Annotated in this window: 15 protein-coding genes; 10 read left to right on the top strand and 5 right to left on the bottom strand. The window is 42.0% G+C overall.

The annotated features are described in order from the left end of the window. The first annotated feature begins 45 nt into the window (after positions 1-45). Positions 46-1,224: an ABC transporter ATP-binding protein gene (locus ACTXGH_RS02865; protein WP_439297070.1), complete on the top strand. Its 1,179-nt coding sequence runs from the start codon at positions 46-48 to the stop codon at positions 1,222-1,224. Positions 1,225-1,314: 90 nt separating this feature from the next. Here the strand turns inward: ACTXGH_RS02865 and ACTXGH_RS02870 are convergent, their stop codons facing one another. Both ACTXGH_RS02870 and ACTXGH_RS02875 read right to left on the bottom strand, forming a co-directional pair. Continuing rightward, complete coding sequence (locus ACTXGH_RS02870) at positions 1,315-2,178, bottom strand: methyltransferase domain-containing protein (RefSeq protein WP_439260630.1); 864 nt, start codon at positions 2,176-2,178, stop codon at positions 1,315-1,317. A 68-nt stretch (positions 2,179-2,246) separates the two neighbouring features. Next, entirely contained in the window at positions 2,247-2,522 is a 276-nt protein-coding gene (locus ACTXGH_RS02875; RefSeq protein WP_299216460.1) for a hypothetical protein, read from the bottom strand. A gap of 346 nt (positions 2,523-2,868) precedes the next feature. On the opposite strand from ACTXGH_RS02875, the gene ACTXGH_RS02880 reads away from it, so the two are divergent. The 7 genes from ACTXGH_RS02880 to ACTXGH_RS02910 all read left to right on the top strand — a co-directional run bounded on the left by ACTXGH_RS02880 (position 2,869) and on the right by ACTXGH_RS02910 (position 12,703). Continuing rightward, positions 2,869-4,611 carry an alpha/beta hydrolase family protein gene (locus tag ACTXGH_RS02880; RefSeq protein WP_439260631.1) on the top strand — a complete coding sequence of 581 codons (1,743 nt, stop codon included), beginning with the start codon at positions 2,869-2,871 and terminating at the stop codon, positions 4,609-4,611. 383 nt (positions 4,612-4,994) lie between these two features. Continuing rightward, positions 4,995-7,760: a DNA gyrase subunit A gene (gyrA, locus tag ACTXGH_RS02885; protein WP_439297064.1), complete on the top strand. Its 2,766-nt coding sequence runs from the start codon at positions 4,995-4,997 to the stop codon at positions 7,758-7,760. Between the two features lie 169 nt (positions 7,761-7,929). Then, positions 7,930-9,000, top strand: a complete 1,071-nt coding sequence (rarD, locus tag ACTXGH_RS02890; RefSeq protein WP_299216451.1) for an EamA family transporter RarD — start codon at positions 7,930-7,932, stop codon at positions 8,998-9,000. 231 nt (positions 9,001-9,231) lie between these two features. After that, positions 9,232-10,302, top strand: coding sequence for an EamA family transporter RarD (gene rarD / locus ACTXGH_RS02895; protein ID WP_299216448.1), 1,071 nt, complete (start codon positions 9,232-9,234; stop codon positions 10,300-10,302). Positions 10,303-10,459: 157 nt separating this feature from the next. Then, positions 10,460-11,128, top strand: a complete 669-nt coding sequence (locus ACTXGH_RS02900) for a glutathione S-transferase (protein WP_299216445.1) — start codon at positions 10,460-10,462, stop codon at positions 11,126-11,128. A 116-nt stretch (positions 11,129-11,244) separates the two neighbouring features. Then, on the top strand, positions 11,245-11,490 hold the full coding sequence (locus ACTXGH_RS02905) for a hypothetical protein (protein WP_439297063.1): 246 nt from the start codon (positions 11,245-11,247) through the stop codon (positions 11,488-11,490). 40 nt (positions 11,491-11,530) lie between these two features. Then, positions 11,531-12,703 carry a ribonuclease Z gene (locus tag ACTXGH_RS02910; protein WP_439297062.1) on the top strand — a complete coding sequence of 391 codons (1,173 nt, stop codon included), beginning with the start codon at positions 11,531-11,533 and terminating at the stop codon, positions 12,701-12,703. Here the strand turns inward: ACTXGH_RS02910 and ACTXGH_RS02915 are convergent. Further along, positions 12,648-13,646: an ATP-binding protein gene (locus tag ACTXGH_RS02915; protein ID WP_439297061.1), complete on the bottom strand. Its 999-nt coding sequence runs from the start codon at positions 13,644-13,646 to the stop codon at positions 12,648-12,650. The genes ACTXGH_RS02910 and ACTXGH_RS02915 overlap by 56 nt on opposite strands. A 68-nt stretch (positions 13,647-13,714) precedes the next feature. On the opposite strand from ACTXGH_RS02915, the gene ACTXGH_RS02920 reads away from it, so the two are divergent. Together ACTXGH_RS02920 and ACTXGH_RS02925 are read left to right on the top strand one after the other, a co-directional pair. Then, a complete protein-coding gene (locus tag ACTXGH_RS02920) occupies positions 13,715-14,728 on the top strand; it encodes a serine/threonine-protein kinase (protein ID WP_439297060.1) in 1,014 nt (337 codons plus the stop codon). Between the two features lie 761 nt (positions 14,729-15,489). After that, on the top strand, positions 15,490-15,978 hold the full coding sequence (locus ACTXGH_RS02925; RefSeq protein ID WP_439297059.1) for a hypothetical protein: 489 nt from the start codon (positions 15,490-15,492) through the stop codon (positions 15,976-15,978). Between the two features lie 274 nt (positions 15,979-16,252). Here ACTXGH_RS02925 and ACTXGH_RS02930 read toward each other — a convergent pair whose 3' ends face one another. Together ACTXGH_RS02930 and ACTXGH_RS02935 are read right to left on the bottom strand one after the other, a co-directional pair. After that, on the bottom strand, positions 16,253-17,428 hold the full coding sequence (locus tag ACTXGH_RS02930; protein ID WP_439297058.1) for an Arm DNA-binding domain-containing protein: 1,176 nt from the start codon (positions 17,426-17,428) through the stop codon (positions 16,253-16,255). 27 nt (positions 17,429-17,455) lie between these two features. After that, complete coding sequence (locus ACTXGH_RS02935) at positions 17,456-20,203, bottom strand: toprim domain-containing protein (RefSeq protein ID WP_439297057.1); 2,748 nt, start codon at positions 20,201-20,203, stop codon at positions 17,456-17,458. Between the last annotated feature and the right edge of the window lie 40 nt (positions 20,204-20,243).

The following is a 20,243-nucleotide window of genomic DNA, read 5'->3' on the forward strand; positions in this document are numbered from 1 at the left end:
GTCATGCCTACCAATACTCGGCAAGCCTCTACCTGTGCGGTTATTATGCCGCAGTCCAAGCACTATGAATCAGCGGAGACGCATGATAAGCCTTATCTTAGTGTGAGAGGCTTAGTCGTCGGTTATGATGATACCACTGTCGTTGATAAGATGTCTTTAACGCTGCAGCAAGGTGAGATTGGTTGCTTTTTAGGCTATAGTGGCTGCGGTAAAACCACAGCATTACGTGCCATCGCTGGGCTAGAGCCTACGCGCCAAGGCTTTATTAGCTTGAATGGTCAGCGCCTAACAGAGCAGACAGCACGTACATCTTTTGCCGTTGCACCTGCTAAGCGCGGCATGGGCATGGTATTTCAGGACTATGCATTGTTTGGTCACCTAAGTGTGGCAAAAAATATTGCTTTTGGTCTAAATAGTTGGTCAGTCGCTGACAAAAAAGCACGCGTGACTGAGATGTTGAATCTGGTTGAGTTAACTGAGCATGCCAACAAGCGTCCAAGTGAGCTTTCAGGCGGTCAGCAGCAGCGAGTTGCTTTAGCACGTGCCTTAGCGCCCAAGCCCCAATTATTGTTACTTGATGAGCCCTTTTCTAATCTTGATGTAGTACTGCGCGAATCACTGGCGATGAATGTACGTGATATTCTTAAACGTACCAACACCACAGCGATACTGGTGACTCATGATCAAAATGAAGCCTTTGCAATTGCAGACAAAGTAGGGGTGATGCACAGAGGTAAGCTGGTACAGTGGGCCACGCCAAGTGAGCTATACCATGAGCCAGTTAGTCCGTTCGTTGCTGAGTTTGTTGGTGAAGGAGCCATGATAGATGGCATCATTAAAGAGGGACATGTCGAGACCGCGCTTGGTGATATCTATCGACGTATGGAAGTTTACGATGAACTGGGCCAGCCGCAGTATTGCGAGTATGACTATCCTAATGGCACGCCGATCAAAGTGTTGGTGCGTCCTGATGATATCATTCACGATGATGACAGTACGCAGACGGCATTAGTCGTTGGACGTGTGTTTCGCGGTGCCAACTATCTATATCGTTTGCAACTCGATGATGGACAGACGGTTTTATCCTTAGTCGCAAGCCATCACAATCATGAGATTGGAACGCATATTGGCATTTTACCTTTGCTAGAGCATGTGGTTGTATTCGATGAAAAAGAGATTAATGCCACGACTTGGTCAGAATACGATAGATCATTTATAGATTAAGAAATAAGAGCGTAATTGATACTGATCAATATTCCAATGCAACAATATTTTCAAGGCAATAAAAGGGCTACGACAAAACGGCTATTAAAATTAAGTTTTGCGAGTGGCCATTATATGCAGATAACGGCCAAGCCACTTATAAGGCTCTTGCTGCGAGTAGCGTAGCTCCATTCTAATGACTGCGTCAGGGTCGGTATGCCCGCCACGCTTTAATGGTGCATAGTCATGAAACACGCGCAGACCACTTTCTAATACGATTTGATACTCATGTTGTTGTAACCATGACTCAACTTCTTGCTTGGCAACAGGATAATTGGGCGTCAAACTTCTATTGTTATCTGCTTGGTAGTCAGCCTTATCAAGTAAGGTATCGAGCAAATTAAAATTACCCATGATCAAGTTTCGATAGTCAAAGCTTGCCGGATTGTAAAAACACAATGACAAAATACCATCAGTCGCAAGATGCTTATCGAAGAAGTCCATTACCGCTTTTGGGTCTGCAAGCCACTCAAGTAGTGCATGACACAGTATGACATCAAACTTATCTGTAGAATCTGTCGTTAGTTTACCTGTTCCTAATTTAGCTTCAAGTGCCTGATATGGACAGACATACCATGTGATATCTAGGTCTTTACCAGTTTGCTCTGCATTCGTTCTGGCTTTGTCGATCATATTAGCAGATATGTCATTAATGACGACTGTATGGCCTTGAATAGCAAGTTCTGTTGCAATCTGAGCAAGCCCAGCGCCTACATCTAAAATACGCAATGGTCGCTTGAGCAGATGGCTAAATTGTTCGACATAACCAAAGATATCACGGCGTAAGACAGCCAGACGAATATCACCCTTTAAACCACCATATACCTTTTTTTCAAAATGATCGGCAATCGCATCAAAACTGCGGTCGGTACGTTTATCGTCTAGTGCTGTCAATTGGTTGTCGTCATTTATCATTACTTTTGAGTCTGCTGTTTATGGAGGTAGAAGATAATGTTTTATAGATATAGCAATGATCATTGGCTTTATCGTCGTCTATTAATTACCCATTTGAATACCAGTTTTGCTAAGGTAATAATGACAAACACCACGACGATAAATACCCAAATACCATTGTTTTGTAAATTGTCTTGATAGGCTTGTGCTAAGTAACCAGATAATACCATCGCAATCAGTAGTGAGCCCCAGCGCACAAAGGGTAGCGCGCGATAATGATGGCTTGGAAAGCTGACAGCATAATCACTAGAAAAGCTGTACAGTATCATAGCCAAAATCCAGACGATAACAAGGATGATATCCATAACGATAAATGCCTATTTTATAGGGATTAATAAGAAAGATTATAACAAGGACTTATAATATAAAAGGGTAGTGTAACGAGTAGAAATTTTTTGTCTACCATAACCGTAATTTTATCCATTAACGTCACATTTTAGTCTGTATGCACGCATCAGATATGGGCAACTAACAAATAGTTATATGACAGCAGATTACATGGTTTTCGGTAGCTTTTCATCACAGTTTACGGTATAAACAGTAAGGTGTAAGAGATAACAATGGTCATGTTATTTTTATATAAAGTAGGTTTTGGTCAACTGCCAAGGATGTCTGACAATTTTCGTTTTATCACTGCTAAGGATAGCAATTATGTCTAAATTTGAATCCAATCTTAATAAAGACAGCAAGATCGCTCCAGTTAATGCTATGGATGTTCAGCAAACAAGCTCTATTAGTATCCTAACAAAATCAACCAAACCAATTATGGTGCGAGGTGTGCTATCAGTCGCCGTAGCAAGTAGTTTACTATTGATGGCCGGCTGCGGAGACGATGACACCACGATCACTACTGAGTATATTACATCTGTTCAAGCTGTTAACGCATTTGATAAGGCCCAGATAGATGGTGGTTTTGGTCTGGAGAACACTGCAACACCTGCGGCAAAGTGTGACATCAAAGTAGAAAAAGTCAGCTATCCAACAGTGGGGGCAGCAGGCGAGCGTACGAATGCAACGGCGGCATTGATGTTACCAAGTGGTGATAGTGCCGACTGTCAGGGCGACCGACCTGTATTGCTCTATGCGCATGGCACCACTACTGACAAAGCCTATGATTTTAGTCAAGTAGGTAATCCGCAAAATTCAGCAGGATCAGAGGCAACCCTTATAGCAGCAAATTTTGCGGCGCAAGGTTATATCGTGGTCGCGCCCAACTATGCAGGCTATGATGATTCTGAGCTTGATTATCATCCTTACCTAGTGGCAGATCAACAGTCAACTGATATGGTCGATGCCTTAGATAGCGCACGTGTGATAATCAAAAAGCAGCAGCGTAGCAAGGATACTAAGTACATCAATATCGACGACTCTGGTGAACTGTTTATTAGTGGTTATTCGCAAGGTGGCTATGTGGCCATGGCCGCAGCAAGGCTATTGGAGCAACAAGGCAAATCTGTGACAGCGATAGCGCCATCATCAGGGCCGTATGCATTAGCTGCTTTTGGCGATACTATATTTTCAGGCAACGTCAATATTGGCGCAACTCGGTTTGCACCGCTACTGGCAACTGGCTTGCAAAAAAAGTATAAAAACATCTATCGAAATAGCACAGATATCTTTACGACAAACTATTCAAACACTCAGCTACCAAGCTTATTGAGCTTTGGAGAGCTGGTAGCGGCTAACAAGCTGCCAGATAACGCATTGTTTGAAAATAATCCCCAAAACAACCCTACACTTGATATGTTACCGCCACCGACTGTCCCTTTTGCGTTCTTAGGGTTTGCGGATGATAATTATTTGATCAAAACGGATTTTCGCACCATGTACGTAGCCGACGCGCTGCAAAACCCTGATAGCCTTCTTGCTGGAACGGGTGCGCTTCCAGCAGACAGTCCACAAGATAACTTACGTAAAGCCCTAAAAGCCAATGATCTACGCGGCTACATACCTAAAATGCCAACCTTATTGTGCGGTGGTAATCAAGACCCAACCGTATACTATGACCTAAATACTGGTTCGATGTCGGCTATATTGCAACAAGCAAGCATGAGTCCAGCTGCCAATCTAAACATTACTGTATTAGATGTGGACGCAACCAATGACGATGATCGTAATCAAAACACAGTGACATCAATCGGCAGTGCTGCTATGAGCAATGCTTGGATGAATACAGATACAATCGATAATATCCAAAATAGATTTGCCACGACTTTGACGGCAGTTCAAAATCAAGCTATTGCAGATGCGCAGTCAGTAGGAGTCACCAACCCAGATTTACTAGCGCAAGCAGCAGGTGCTGCGGTACTGGCCAGCTATCATGGCGGATTGACCAGTACCTCTTGTACCCAAGCTGCGCGTGAGTTTTTTGAACAGAACTTTAGACAATCATAAGAGGACGCACGTAATAAAATTGTTCGTACGTAGGCGTTGAACAGATAATAATAACAACGCCTAAAAACTGCATATACTCTGGTGCAGTTTTTTTTGTTTTATCGGTAAAAAATAAATACTACTACGCACGCTCAATCAGCATTTTTACTAGATTTTAATGACCGTGAAATGTCCCTAAATCAGCAAATTTGTGCTAAAATAGCTTCTTTTATTCAACCTTAAAACTATCACCGTTTTCCTACTATTTTACCCGCTTGATGGTGCTTTTTTATAGTCTGTTTCTCATTAATATTGACGCTTTTATGCGCCTTTATTTTTGTATGATTGTGAGCGTCTCCAACTGAGTCAAATATTAGAAAAATAATGTGAGTGAAGGAGTGTATATGAGCGAATCGGTCAGTCCTATTGGCATCGTAGATGAACTAAAGCAGTCCTATCTGGATTATGCGATGAGCGTGATCGTCTCGCGTGCGCTGCCTGATGTGCGTGATGGGTTCAAGCCTGTACACCGCCGCGTGATGTACGCCATGCACGTGCTATCAAACGATTATAACAAGCCCTATAAAAAATCAGCACGTGTGGTCGGTGACGTCATCGGTAAGTATCATCCACATGGTGATAGTGCGGTCTATGATGCTATCGTACGTATGGCGCAGGATTTCAGCTTGCGCTATCCAATGGTTGACGGTCAAGGTAACTTTGGCTCGATTGATGATGATCCTCCGGCAGCGATGCGTTATACCGAAGTACGTATGACCAAACTGACCCACCAGATGCTCGCTGATTTGGATAAAGACACGGTCGATTGGGAAGACAACTACGACGGCTCTGAGCGCATGCCAAGCGTGATGCCAGCGCGTATTCCTAATTTATTGGTCAATGGTGCAACAGGCATTGCGGTCGGTATGGCGACCAATATGGCGCCGCACAACCTGACTGAGGTGATTAATGCCTGCCTAGCTTATGCTGAAAACCCGCAAGTATCAGGCGAGGAGCTGATGAGTCATATCTCAGGCCCTGACTTCCCGACGGGCGGTATCATTTATGGTCGTGCGGGTATTTTAGATGCTTATCGTACGGGTAAAGGTCGTCTGCATATACGGGGTCGCTATCATATCGAGCCGATGAGTGACACAGGTGTCAATCGTGATCGCGAGCGTATCGTCTTCACTGAAGTGCCGTATCAAGCCAATAAAGCTAAGCTCATTGAACGTATTGCTGAGCTGGTGCGTGATAAAAAAATCGAAGGCATTACTGAGATTCGTGATGAGTCTGACAAAGAAGGCATGCGCATCGCCATCGACTTACGCCGCGGTGAAACGGCTGAAGTTATCGTCAACAATCTATTTCTTCAAACGCCGCTTGAGTCTAGCTTTAGTATTAATATGGTGGCACTTGACAATGGTCAGCCAAAATTACTGACTTTGCGTCAACTGATTGCCGCTTTTGTGCGTCACCGTCAAGAAGTCGTCACCCGCCGTACTATTTATGAGCTAAATAAAGCGCGCGTACGTGGTCATTTGCTTGAAGGTTTGACTGTCGCTTTAGCCAATATTGACGAAATCATTGCGACTATTAAAGCCTCTGCTAATCGCGGTTTGGCACGTGAAAGCTTGTTAAACAACACTTGGGGCTCAGGTAGTGTGGTTGCGATGCTGACAGCCGCTGGCAGTCAATCAGTCCGTCCTGAATATATCGAAGGCGAAGATCCTAAAGCGCCGTTTGGTCTTATTGATGGCACAACCGCAGGTGAACAACGCTACCGCTTGTCACTAGAGCAGGTCAATGCCATCTTAGACATGCAACTGCATCGTTTGACGGGCCTTGAACAGGATAAATTGACCGAAGAATACCAAGACTTATTGCGTGAAATCGCTCATTTAGAATCTATTCTTGGTGATTTTGATAAGCTTATGACTATTATCTCCAACGAGATGATTGAGATTCGTGATAATTTTGGGGATGAGCGACGTACCGATATTATTGACTCACGTACTGATTTTAACCGTGAAGATCTTATTCCTGAACAAACCGTCGTCATGACTGTCTCACGTACAGGCTACGCCAAGACTCAGCCTATTGATGATTATGTCGCGCAAAAACGTGGCGGTAAAGGCAAGTCTGCAACCGTGATGAAAGAAGATGATGTGATTGATCATTTAGTCGTGACCTCAACGCATGCAACGGTACTGTGTTTTACTGATACTGGACGTGTTTTTAGTTTACGTGGTTTTGAAGTGCCTATTGCCAGTCGCGGCTCTCGCGGTCGTCCACTAGTCAATCTGATTGGTCTAAATGGCGACGAAACGGTAACAACTATTTTACCAATACCGCAGACCACGTCCGAGGTAACGGGTCATTTTGTATTCTTTGCCACAGCCAATGGTACAGTGAAGCGGGTAGAGCTAGAGCAATTTGCCAGCATTCGCTCTAATGGTCTGATTGCTGTTGTTTTAGAAGATGGTGACAAATTGGTCAGCGCACGCATTACCAATGGTAGCCAAGATGTTATGCTGTTTGCCTCAAGTGGTAAAGCCATTCGTTTTGATGAAAACGATGCACGCTCGATGGGTCGTACGGCGAAGGGCGTCCGTGGTATGCGTCTCGCTGATGATGAGTTTATCAAATCATTAGTCGTTATCGAAGATGACGTACGCGAAATCCTGATTGCCTGTGAAAACGGCTTTGGTAAGCGTACCTTTATTGATGAGTTTAACACTCAAAACCGTGGTGGCGGCGGTGTCATCGCTATCAAGACCAGTCAACGTAATGGCGCTTTAGTACGTGCCACCAAGGTTGAGCCTGAAGATGATATTATCCTAATTTCAGACAAAGGCACGCTTGTACGTACACCAGTAGAACATGTTGCAAGTGCAGGTCGTAATACTCAAGGCGTCACACTCATTCGGTTGTCTAAAGATGAAAAACTGGTGGCGATGGCACGTGTTGAAAACGAAGAGAGCGACAATGAGCTGATTGATGCGATGAAACAGGATGGAACGTTTGAGTCAGAAGAGCAAGTAAACACAAGTGGCTCAACTGACAATGCCGCGAATACTGACATAAGCGAGTCTATTGATATTGCAAATGATCATAAATTGGATGACAGTACAGCAAATAATAGCAATGACGTTATCGATGAAGAGTAAGCGAAATGAATGTCTGATTGAATAGCTTTTTAGTTTAGTTCTTCGTAACTTTGCTACAAAAAAGCCTCTGACATTATTGTTGGAGGCTTTTGTTTGTTTCTTCATTTTTTGATGTTTTAAGTTGTTTATAAATTATGCCCATAAAGTTCTATTTTTTAAGGCGTCTGTTATGCTCACTACCAATCAAACTTTTCAAGGAACCGTTGCATCGGTAACATCAAGTTTTTTATTTGCGTTCATGTTCTTGTTTGGGTTATTTATGATGCCCTTGTCAGGTACACAGGTCGCATCATGGCGCGTGCTGATGATGTTATTGAGTCTAGTATTATTGGTTAGTCTTACCAAGCAGTGGCAACATGTCTTTGATTATTTAAAAACGCTAAAAACGCCCAAAGATTGGTTATTATTTCTACTACCAACACCAATACTCGGCGGACAGATTTGGCTGTTTATGTGGGGGCCTGTCAACGGCTACGGTCTTGATGTTACTTTGGGCTATTTTTTATTGCCACTCATCATGATAGTAGTTGGGCGCTTTTTTTATCACGAACATATGAGTATCCTACAATGGGTAGCCGCACTATCTGCAGCGATAGGGGTTGGTTATGATATATTTCAATACGGTTCGATATCATGGGTCACCTTGTTTGCGTGTTTGGGTTATCCGCCATATTACCTACTACGACGTAAATTGGCGGTACCGCCAGTGACTGGTTTATTGTCTGATCTTACTTTATTGGCGCCTGTGGTGTTAATCATGCTTTATGTTAGCGGTGGCTTTAGTATGGCGATGCAGACCAGTAAGTTTTGGTATCTGTTACCATTACTTGGCGCGTTTAGTGCTCTAGCGATGTCGCTCTCTATGGTTGCTAGTAGTAAATTGCCTGTTTCGTTGTTTGGCGCGCTCAGCTATCTTGAGCCTATGCTATTGTTTGTATTTTCTATCACGATATTGGGTCAAAGTCTTCATGAAGGCGGCTCTTTATTTATGTATGGTATGATTACTTTGGCGTTAATTTTCATGATTTTAGAAAGTAGTTTGGGTTACGTAACGCGTCGCCGTGACAACCGACTTCATGGCTATAACGAGCCACAAGTGGTCGGCTTCCCTCCGCGTCGCCGTCTGATAGACCGCCGTATAAACGGTGTGCTGACAGCCCATCGTTTTCGTAGAATTAGAAAGTATCAAAGCAAAATAGATAAAATGCAGCGAAAAATAGAGCGATTAGATGTAAAGTAAGTGTTTGCCAGAAATTAATAGGTAAATTGACGGCCCAGTTAAGTAGACATATTGCTTATATGGTTTGACTTTGACATAATGCCGACCATGATGTAAGCCGAACACATCAAAAGCGTTCAACTTAGATTGCGCGACGATCTTATATACAAAAGCCTCAGACGTTCTCGTCTGAGGCTTTTGTTTTTTTTAAAAATTGCCATGGATGTGCCCCAATCGTTAAAGGCTGTTGTGATGCTGACTATTAACCAAACTTCGCAGGGTACAATCACTGCTGTTGCTGCAAATTTTTTATACTCATTACTGTTCTTATTTGGCCTACTGCTACAACCATTATCAGGTACGCAGGTCGCTTCGTGGCGCGTGCTGACAATGTTTTTTAGTCTGGTGTTGCTGGTAAGCGTACTAAAGCAGTGGCAGCACATTTTTGATTATCTAAAAACACTAAAAAACGCAAAAGAGTGGTTTTTGTTTATACTACCCACACCGATTTTAGGCGCGCAAATCTGGATATTTATGTGGGCGCCAGTCAATGGCTTGGGGCTTGAGGTAACGTTGGGTTATTTCCTATATCCGATGATTATGATCGTTGTTGGTAGGTTTTTTTACAATGAAGACATGAGCTTGCTGCAATGGGCTGCGATACTTTTTGCAGGCGCAGGTATTGCTTATGATATTTTTCAATACGGGGCAATATCTTGGGCGACTTTATTTGTTTGCTTGGGTTATCCTCCTTACTATTTACTACGTCGCAAGCTGGCAGTACCGCCTATCACTGGTCTGATCTCAGACCTTGTATTGTTGTTACCGGTGGTACTGGTTGCACTATATATGAATGGCGGTTTTGAAGTAGCAATTACTAATCACAAGCTTTGGTATCTACTGCCTTTATTAGGTATTATCAGCACCGCTGCGATGTCACTAACGATGGTAGCGAGTCAAAAGTTGCCTGTCTCACTATTTGGGACTTTGTGCTACCTTGAGCCAATATTCTTGTTCATATTTTCAATCGCAATTTTAGATCGTAACTTACATGATGGTGGCTCTATACTAATGTACAGTATGATTTTTATCGCACTGCTGATTATGATTGCTGATAGCGCACTGGGTTATATGGCGCGCAAACGTGAAGACCGTCTACATGGCTACAATGAGCCACAAGTTGGCAGTTTTCCACCACGTCGCCGTTTAAAGAATCGCCGTATCAAAGGCGTATTGGCTGCACATCGGTTTCGCAAAATTAGACGTTATCAATCCAAAATGAATAAGATATCGGATAAAATCGATCAGCTATATTCAAGATAAAACCGCAAAGATACGAGATATAAAACGCATTATCCAGTCATTAATTTTGACTGTTTTTGAATGATATGACTGTATTAAAGCATGGCTAAGTGCGCTATCATCAATAGCATTAATAAGTTGCTTTGCTTAACTTACCAACTATCATTAGGGTGAATCCATGTTACATCTGCATCATTTAGAGAACTCGCGCTCGTTTCGTATCATATGGCTTTTGGAAGAACTAAACGCTGATTATCAGCTGACTTGTTATGAGCGTACTAAAGCTTACCGTGCGCCTGAAAGTTTAAAGAAAATTCATCCACTTGGTCATACTCCTATCTTGGAGGTGAACGGGCGTGCGCTGGTCGAATCAGGATTTATCATTGAGTATTTACTCAAACATTATGATAAAGAACAACATCTTAAACCTACTGATGACAATGAAGAGGCATGGGAGTCTTATACTTTTTGGCTACACTTTGCTGAAGCATCAATCATGCCGCTGTTGGTCATGCGTTTGGTATTTACCAAAGTGGTCGAAAAATCACCAATGCTTATCAAGCCTGTGAGCAAGAGTATTCGTAAGCAAGTCGAAAACAATATGATTAGTGATAGTCTGACAACGATGCTAAATATGATGGAGCAGCAACTACAGCACAATCATTGGTTTGCAGGTGAAGCTTTTAGTGCTGCAGACATTCAGATGCATCTTGTGGTCGTCGCTACCAATGCAGGAAGTGGGCTCGACAAAGTAAAATACGCCAATATATTAAATTGGTTAAAACGCTGCGAAGCGCGAGCAGCTTTCAAGCAAGCTGAAGTCAAAGGTGGCCGTGTCCAGTTCTAGGACTACTAGATTTATCAAAGTGCTTATAGATGCTAGCTACTGCTATGTTGATTGCGTTTGGGGCATGTTAAGTTCAATATGTCCCATCAATAAATAGTCCTCTAAAAGGTAAGACAATGACAGACTCTAATAACTTGAATAAACCCTCTAGTTCCGATAAGGATCAGCTGGCACAGCAGCAGCTTGCTTCTCAGCAAGTAACTGTTAAGGCGTGGTCGCAAAAGATATTAGTCGTTTTATTATGTATAGCAAGCTTCTATGGAGGTTGGAAGTCGCACGAATCTAGCATGGTCAATCAATGCTTTGCTAGTGGTGGTCAAATCGTTGAGGGTGATAAAACCATTCTTTGTAAATTGTCGTAAACTCTTTGAATATGAATAAATTTTGCGATAACGACGACTTATGCTGCAACTAACTTTTTTAGGAACATCAGCTGGTGTGCCGACCAAGCAGCGCAACGTAACAGCGCTGGCGATTGAGTGCCTTAATCCTTATCTGTCAGGATCTAATCAACAGCAGAGTAAAAAATCGCGTTCATGGTTACTCATTGATTGCGGTGAAGGTACACAGCAGCAACTGCTCCATACCAAACTATCACTGCATCAGCTTACCGCTATTTGTATTACTCATGTGCATGGCGATCATTGCTATGGTTTGCCAGGATTGCTCGCTAGTGCTGCCATGTCAGGACGTGCCGCGCCGCTGATTCTTATCGCACCCAAAGCCATTAGCAAACTATTAGATGCTGTAATACTAGCTACTGAGTTACATTTGCCATTTGCCATCGATTTTATGGCGATTGAAGAATTGCAGTCTCAGCCAGATAATGAAAATAAAGGTCAGGTAAATATTAGCTTAGACAAGCAGCAACAGCTAACGATAGATATCTATCCTCTATCACACCGCGTGCCATCCTATGGTTTTGGTATCACTCAGACTATCAGTCGTCGCACGCTCAATACCGACAAGTTGCTAGCAGCTTGTATTCCAGCTAGTAAGTTGTGGGGGAAGTTGCAGCAAGGTGAAGATGTTATAACCGAGGACGGTAAGCAGCTACGCGCAGCAGATTACGTCGATAACGACGAGCAACGTACAAGGGTTGTAGTGGCTGGTGATAACGATACGCCAAGTCTTTTAGCTTCTGCGCTACAAGATACCGATTTATTGGTACATGAGGCGACTTATACCAATGAAGTCTTAACCAAGATTCAAGCTAAAAATCCAGATTTTGCCCCCATGCATAGTAGTGCGCAGCGAGTTGGCAAGTTTGCTCAAGATATTGGTCTACCTAATCTCATTTTGACGCATTTTAGTGCTCGTTATCAGCGTTTCGATAATCTAGATAGCACGATGCCTAATATGGCGCATATCCGCTTAGATGCAAAAAGCGTTTATCACGGCAACTTATGGTTAGCGGCAGATTTTGCGCAATATAGGGTAGATGGTGCAGTAGAAGTAGTTGAAGGTCAAGCAGACAGCCGCGTGCAGTATGTAGGAACTGCACGCGACAGCAAATGGGTTAAGACTGACTATCTGCAGAAGCCAATTGGGATTGTCCTATCCAGTAACGACTAAACTGATAAGCGACGCGTCCCGAACGTCCGCCACGCTCTGATGCCCAACGCAGTGCCGCCGCTCTAATGGTCTCATTGAGTTCCTTATTAAGCTCTCCGTCAACCGCTTTATCATTACTATTGTTATCACTATTAGCATTCATAACATCGCTAGTAATTTGTACTGGCTGCAAGCTTAAATAATGCTGAACAATTTGCAAATACGTATGCTGATTCATTGGATAGAATGATAACCACAAACCAAAGCGATCAGATAGCGATACGGTCTCGTCAATGGTTTCGTAAGGGTTGACCTCATCGGTATTTCCATCGTAAATATTGACGTTGTCTTTCATCAATTGTGGCAATAGATGTCGACGATTACTAGTCGCATACACCAATAGCTTATCTTGCTCAGAATCGAGCGAACCATCCAATACACTTTTTAACGTACGATAGCTTTCATCTTGACCGTTAAACGCGAGATCATCACAGTACACCACATAGCGACTACCACAATCAGCTGGTAGCTCGTTAATGGCTGCGCGAATCTTGTCTAATACCAACAAATCATCGCGAGCAATCTCAATAACGCGTAAGCCTTCGCTATGATAGGCTTGCAGTAACGCTCGAATCAGTGATGATTTACCTGCGCCGCGTGTCCCAGTCATCAATACGTGATTGGCTGGATAGCCTTTAAGAAATTGGCGCGTGTTTTGTACCAGTTTTGACTTTTGGGTGTCGATACCATGCAAGTCATCCAAACTCAAAAATAAGTTAACGGCTAACGGTTCTAAATGTCCGGTGCGTCCACCAACCCAGCGATACGCCAGCTGTGCAGGATCAATTTTGATAGTAGGGGTCACGTGCTCTGCTAAATATTGACTTAATAAGTCCAATAAAGGGGCAGGTAGGGCGTAATCAGTGGACGGTTTATCAGTAGATGGATTGGTTGGTTGGGACATAATGACTCTAATAATTAAGGTTACGTTTCATTTATTTTATAATGGTTTTAGAAGGGCTGAGTGATACCATGAAAAATAGTGCCAGCAATCCGCCTACAATACAAGCGATAACGCAAACCTTGCGTAGGCAAGCGGAAGAGCTATTGCCAGAAGTGAGTAATGTGCTAACAAAACTAGGCTATTATGAGATAGCGCATCAACGTATTAGTCAGCAAAACAATGACCAAAAGCATCATGTCAGAGCAATTAGCTATCAAGGGCTAACGCATGCGTGCCATTTGAAATTTGGTCGTATCATGATTAAGTGGGAGCTTAGTCACGATAGTAATCATGCGTTGTCTACCTTACAACGTGAAGTTGCGGTCTTAACAGCTGTGAGCCATTCTCGGTCAACTGGGACTCAGAATACTCTTCAAACTATAGTACCACCAGTATTAGCTTTCGAAACCGTATATGTGGAAATCGCAGAGCAAAGATGGCAGCTTAATCTCCTTGCTATGCCTTACTACGAGAATGGTAGCTTGGCGCCGCAGTTAAGCAATAAGAATTACCCATTATTAAACAATGAGAGAAAACAGCAAATCATAAAGCAGGTTGCGCATTTAATAGCGAATATTCATAAAGCTGGTTGGCTGCATAATGATATTAAACCGAGTAATATTTTGCTAGATGATTTTTTGCCGAATAGTGCGGATAATAGCGGCATAGTGCCTAATTTACGATTGACCGATTTTGCCTTAGCAGAGAATATTTACAGACCCAGCGTAGCAAACCCTGCCGGCACGCCAGCTTATCTTGCACCAGAACGTTGGCAAGGGCAGGGCGCAACAGTGCAAAGCGATATCTACGCCTTTGGAATAATACTGTACGAGATATTGACAGGCGAGCGACCGTTTAAAATCGATAATCAGCGTAGTGAGCCACTAAAAGAGTGGGCGATTCAGCATTGCCAGCAGTCTATTTCAACCTTACCGCTAGAGTATCAGCGCTATCAAAGAATCATTAATAAGGCTTTGGCGAAGCGAGTAGAGAAACGGTATGAGAGTATGGAGGAGGTGTTAGAAGATTTGGAACGTGTTTAAGTCAAAAATAAAATCGCAGACACAAAAAAACCTGCTAAAAAGCAGGTTTTAATATTTGGTCTAAGATGTACTATCCGAAAATGGTGGGGCTGGAGAGACTCGAATTCACTACTTCAATTATATTGATTTTATTATTTTAAATAACGCATATATATCAATAACTTAAGGTTTTATTCGTAGGGAGGTCGTAGCCCATGAATAGCCCATGATAAGATTTCATATATAAAAATTTGCTAGTAGTTAAGGCATGGTTTTGAAGGTTTTTATAATTTTAGGGATGATATGAGAATCATGTAATATACGTAAGGCTATTGATTTTAAAGACAATATTTTGTAATTTCTAGGTAAGCTAGCAGTATGTGAATACATAGGTAATGGGTAATTTTTATATAATATTTTTTATTAACAAAATCATGTGGTTATGTTTGTATTGTAAGAGAAGTTACTTAAAGTTACTTATATAAAGTAATCTATAATCTCTTGTATTTAGAGGGCTATAGATGAGTAGGTTGTAAAATTACATGAATTACATGAATTGCATCAAATATATCTTTATTTGTTCTTATATTATAATTTAATATCTATTAATATTAGTTGAGTAGTTTTCTACTTACCTAATTCTGTTATGAACATTGCCATAGCTTTTGAAAAAGCTTCAAACTTAAGCTAGGTTCAATAAAATAGTATTACAGTCTAATCTAGAAGAATTAGTCATCACTAGATAGCAGAGGTTTTTCTAAGCAATTAATTTAGGAATGGTTATGAGTATTGGTAAAGATGCTGTCGATAGGATGTTTGCAAAACAAGAGCTTTTTGATAAAGCTTATCAGGAAGGTACAATTATTTTTTATGAACATAAAGATGTTATGGATGACATTAATAAAGACGATTGCTCAATTATACTTGGTGATACCTTTGGTCAAATTGAAAATTTAATTAGTGAAGATAAGGAGCTGATTGAGCAGACTTGGAATGAGGTAGACGTCGACGATGAGCAGGGTCGTATTTACCGTGACACAACACCAGACAATGAATTCTATGAAGTTTTAATGGCTTGGTATGGTGATATGTACGGCTATGTATATATTGGTACTAAGATTGAACTTGCTGATATTATGAAAGAGGTTAAAGAGGCAGATGTATGCTATTTTCAGCCTCGAATGGTGCGTTATAGAGGCAAGATGCTTTCTATGCATGGTGACAAGGTGATCCGTGACGATGAGGGCTTTCCAATTGGAAGGCGGTCATAGTAATCCTATATTTAAGATTTACATATAGCCAATTACGTCATTAGTAAGACCACACTATAGTATTAGCTTAAAGGTACTATAGTCAGTCCTAAATAAAAAAGATACAAATGTAACAATGCGATACAGGCATACATTTTCCTTGCTTGCTGTGCCTGCGTAGACAGAGACTACGCAAAATACATTCAGTATCGCTGTATTTATTTTATAGTGAATCGACTATAGTATTCTGTAAAAAATATTATGTTCTTGTTTTTATTTGGATAAATAAAGAGAATCAAGCGTCAAATATTTCGTTTGAGAGCGCTTGTGATAGTCTACTAATAATGTGCTTAGAGTCTTCAGGAATAAATTTCCCATAGTGCTTGTGGATCATATTTGTATTAGCATGGCCCAGCTGATTGGCTAACCATTCTGCAGTAACGACGCCAGTAGATAGTACTTGACTGGCGTATGTATGCCGACCAGTATTTAATGACCTATATTCGACCTTGCATCTAGAAAGATGGGCTTTCCAACGTTTTTCAAGCTGAGAATAAGTGTAATGGCTAGTTGTATTAGGGTTAGGCCATAGAAACGTTAGTTCTTCACTCCGATATGTACGGTTGTCACGGTCTAATACTTTAAGTCTGACCATCTTATTTTCTCTTATAATATTTATCTGATCGAGAAGTGCCTCAACAACAATAGGAAGTAGTTCGATTTGGCGTTTGCGTCGGCGATTCTTGGTGACTCTGTAAGCGCCTTTGACGAAACCTCTTTTTATATAGGCGCACCCCTGCGCTAGATCTAAATCTTCTATCGCTAATGGCATTAGCTCATGAGTGGATAGTCCTGACCAAATCATTACAGTCCAGATATTACGTAGTATAGGCTGTGTTTCCATAGCTAAAATAGTAGTGATTTCTTGCTTGGTAAAAGGATTAATGTCATCGCTATCACGTACACCAAGCTTAATATACTGTGTTGGATCATTAGCATTTTTTTGATCACGCGCCCAGTATGTCCAAATAGTCTGAAATAGCCCTAAAATATCTTTTATAGTCTTTGGACTTAGCGACTGCATTAGAGTCTTGTAAACCCAGCGTTCGACATCCTCTGCTTTAATCTTAGCGATTACTTTACGTTGCCAATAAGGCTTGATATGATTTTCAACTTTGCTGACGTATGAACTCCACGATGATGGCGCGACTGTAGATTCTGCTGTATCTAACCAAAGTTGAATATAGTATTCAAAATATGAACTTTTCTTTTTTTCTGAATCTGGAAACATCTGATCTCGATCAAAAACCTCCTTCTTTATTTGTTTATCAATAAGATCAGCTATACCTTTAGCATATTCAATGTTAGCTGGGGTAGGTGAAGTGTCTTTTAGCGTCTCACGATAGCGAGTGCCATCAATACGCCACCATACTCTTATACTAGTCTTTAGTTTTTCGATACCTGCTGACATATTGACTCACTTGTTGGTGGAGTTTGGTTAGTTGATTGGTTGAGTTTTAGATTGCTCGAACACCCAACATCGGATACTTCGATTGATGTTTTTTGAATCTACAACTTTGTTAGCTGCAATAAACTTATACTCTCTAGACTGTTTTAGAGCTTGTTGCATTTCGCTCTGTGGTGGAAGGTTATATCGCTGCTCATTTGCTAGCCGATATACTTCTGGCATACTGATTGCCAATAGGTCATTTTTTTTACTGTGGTTGAGATGTAATCTGCGTAATATATGATTGCCCTCCATTAATTGTGGCGGTGTATTAAGCTTATCTAGAACATCAAAAAACTGAATATTGAGTGGATGCTCGATATCTAAAGTCCGGTCACGCTCTTTTGCCATACTGAATACTTCTTCTTTCATAGAATCTTCAATAGAGAGAAGACTAGGAAGTAGGTGAGTTTTGAAAGCGTCAAACAGAGCTAATAACTGTGCGTGACAATGTGCCACCCGAAACGTTTTAATCCCTTTATCTTTTAACCAAAGTTCATGTTCAATTTTCGTTTTAAAAAAAGTCTCAAGAATTTTCTCTTCTAGTTTAAGAATATCGACTAAAAAATGACTTATATCTTCAGTTTGCAAGCTTTCAATACGACGTGCTGCTGCTTCCGAGTCGAGAGTCTGATGTTCTAATGTAAAAAACATATGACAGATACGACTTAGTATAGCTTTGGACGCTACAACGGGTAAATTTTGGCTAATGATGATAGTGCCACGGAATGGTGGCTCATATACTTCGTTGCCTGCGGACTTAACGCCACGTGTACCAATGGTGCCGCCATCATATAAGTTCTTTAGTTCATCCCAGTTGAACTGGCTATTGCGTCCAGTGCCAGCTCCATCGCGGTCAGACTCGATAAATACGCTGGGCATATTGGATGTTTGTGACAATGAACGGAGACGACCAGCCTTGGTTGTTTTATTGGGGTCAATACCTTCATAGCTATCACGACCAATGAGACGCCAAAAAAAGCTGAGTAATGTCGATTTACCGGTACCAGGTTCGCCAACGATCTCTAAAAATGGAAAGGACTTTTGACGATCGCGTATTTGCTGGGCGAATAGACTACCTGTGAAGCCGACCAGACTAATAACACCCTGAACACCCCAGCCAGATATGATGTCAGCTAGCCAGTTTTCTGGGTCTTTGGGAGGGTCTCCGATTTTGATTTTTGGACTGACCGCTAATGTTTTTAGACTCTTATTATTTGGTAAGTCAAAATAATCATCGGCATTGAGCGGGTAGCTCTGACCGTGGCGAATGGCGATATCATTAAAAATGTATGTCTGGTGGTCTTTGCTATAACCAATGAAATCGATAGTCTCCACAGACTTAATGCCACTGATCATACGTCCTAACATAATGTCGAGCTGCTTTGAATTGCCCTGATAGATGACACCAGGTGCGACAGATAATAGGCGTTTTTTGAATTCGCCAGCTGCAGATAGCTGGCTACCAGTAAAGGTGTTTTTGGAGTCGCCCTGCGGTGTACGGATGCGAAAGAAGTACCAGCTTTCATCAGTGACAAGATTCGACTGATAGTAGAGCGCCTGTGGCTGGCAGTTCATGATTTGGGTGACTGTCATACAGGAATGCATTAGGTCGTCATGCCAGAGCTGTATAGCTTCTTTTAATTCCTCTTCAGTATGGAATAGATCCTCAGTCGGTTCGCTTTCAGCGTCCATTTGCTTGGCTTTATCAAAGCTTTCACTGTCTACTTTTACCCAATAGGTGCAGCTATTAAAAAACATATAAAAGCTAGTAGTGCCGTATTGGTTATAAGTGAGCAAGGCCTTGTCTTTTGCAGTATGGGCAATCAGTAGCTCCCCATAGAAACGATAGCGTTCGAAGTCGGCATTGGTAAGTTTGCCAAGCTTATGCAAGTCGTTCCAGTCAGGACCGCCGCTATCCTCGCTTGACTGCACGGCGCTAGCCTCCCAGCCATCTTGATGGGCACGAGCGACTAACTTATCCGTGTGTTCTTGACCTGCTTTGTCATTATCTAAACCAAAGATTAGCTTTGGATAAGGCTTACCCAGTTCGTTTAGGCGAGCTTTTATCTGATCTAACGTAGTCTTGGGATAGTTTCCAGCGGTAATATTGCTGATAGCGTGTTTGCCGTTCTCGGTCAATGCCATCGCATCAAAAATGCCTTCATTAACCCAGAGCTCTTTTACATATGCCCAGACACCATGCTGCAAATTCAGCTTCGGCGGTAGCCAAGCAAGTCCTTTGAATTTAAAGCCTGTTTGTACGCGTGCTTTTTTGATGTTGGTAGCAGGTTCGATTAATCGTTCCCAGTAACCTGCTATCTGACCTTCGCTAGTGATGTTGAAACGTACCGTGGGGCAAGTAAAATCAGAATAAAAGTCTTTGAACACTTCTTGGGTATAGCTGCCTTGCCATTTGACGATATCAAAACCACGCCCCGTTTGTAGGTAAGCGTCGGCAGTAGCGTTCGGGTTACTGGGCGTTGGCGGGTTTTTCTGCGTCCAATTGGCGAATATATCTGGGTAGATGTCACGAGTGGATGCTTGGTAACTGCACTTATTGGCGCGGCCGCATTTTATATTCCAAGGTGCATAAGAGTCAGTGAATAGCTCATTTTTATTGCATGAAGGGCATTTTCCATAACGTAGATATTGCCCATCTGAGGAAAATTTGAGCGCAAAATTCCCTGTGAGACGAGTTATTAGCTCGTCCCGAACTTGTGAGTTCATAGCTTTCATTTAGTTACTCGATAGAAACTGACTTGAAGTGGTTATATAA

It is taken from the genome of Psychrobacter sp. 1Y10, from assembly GCF_052259005.1.
Classification (GTDB): Bacteria; Pseudomonadota; Gammaproteobacteria; order Pseudomonadales; family Moraxellaceae; genus Psychrobacter; species Psychrobacter saeujeotis.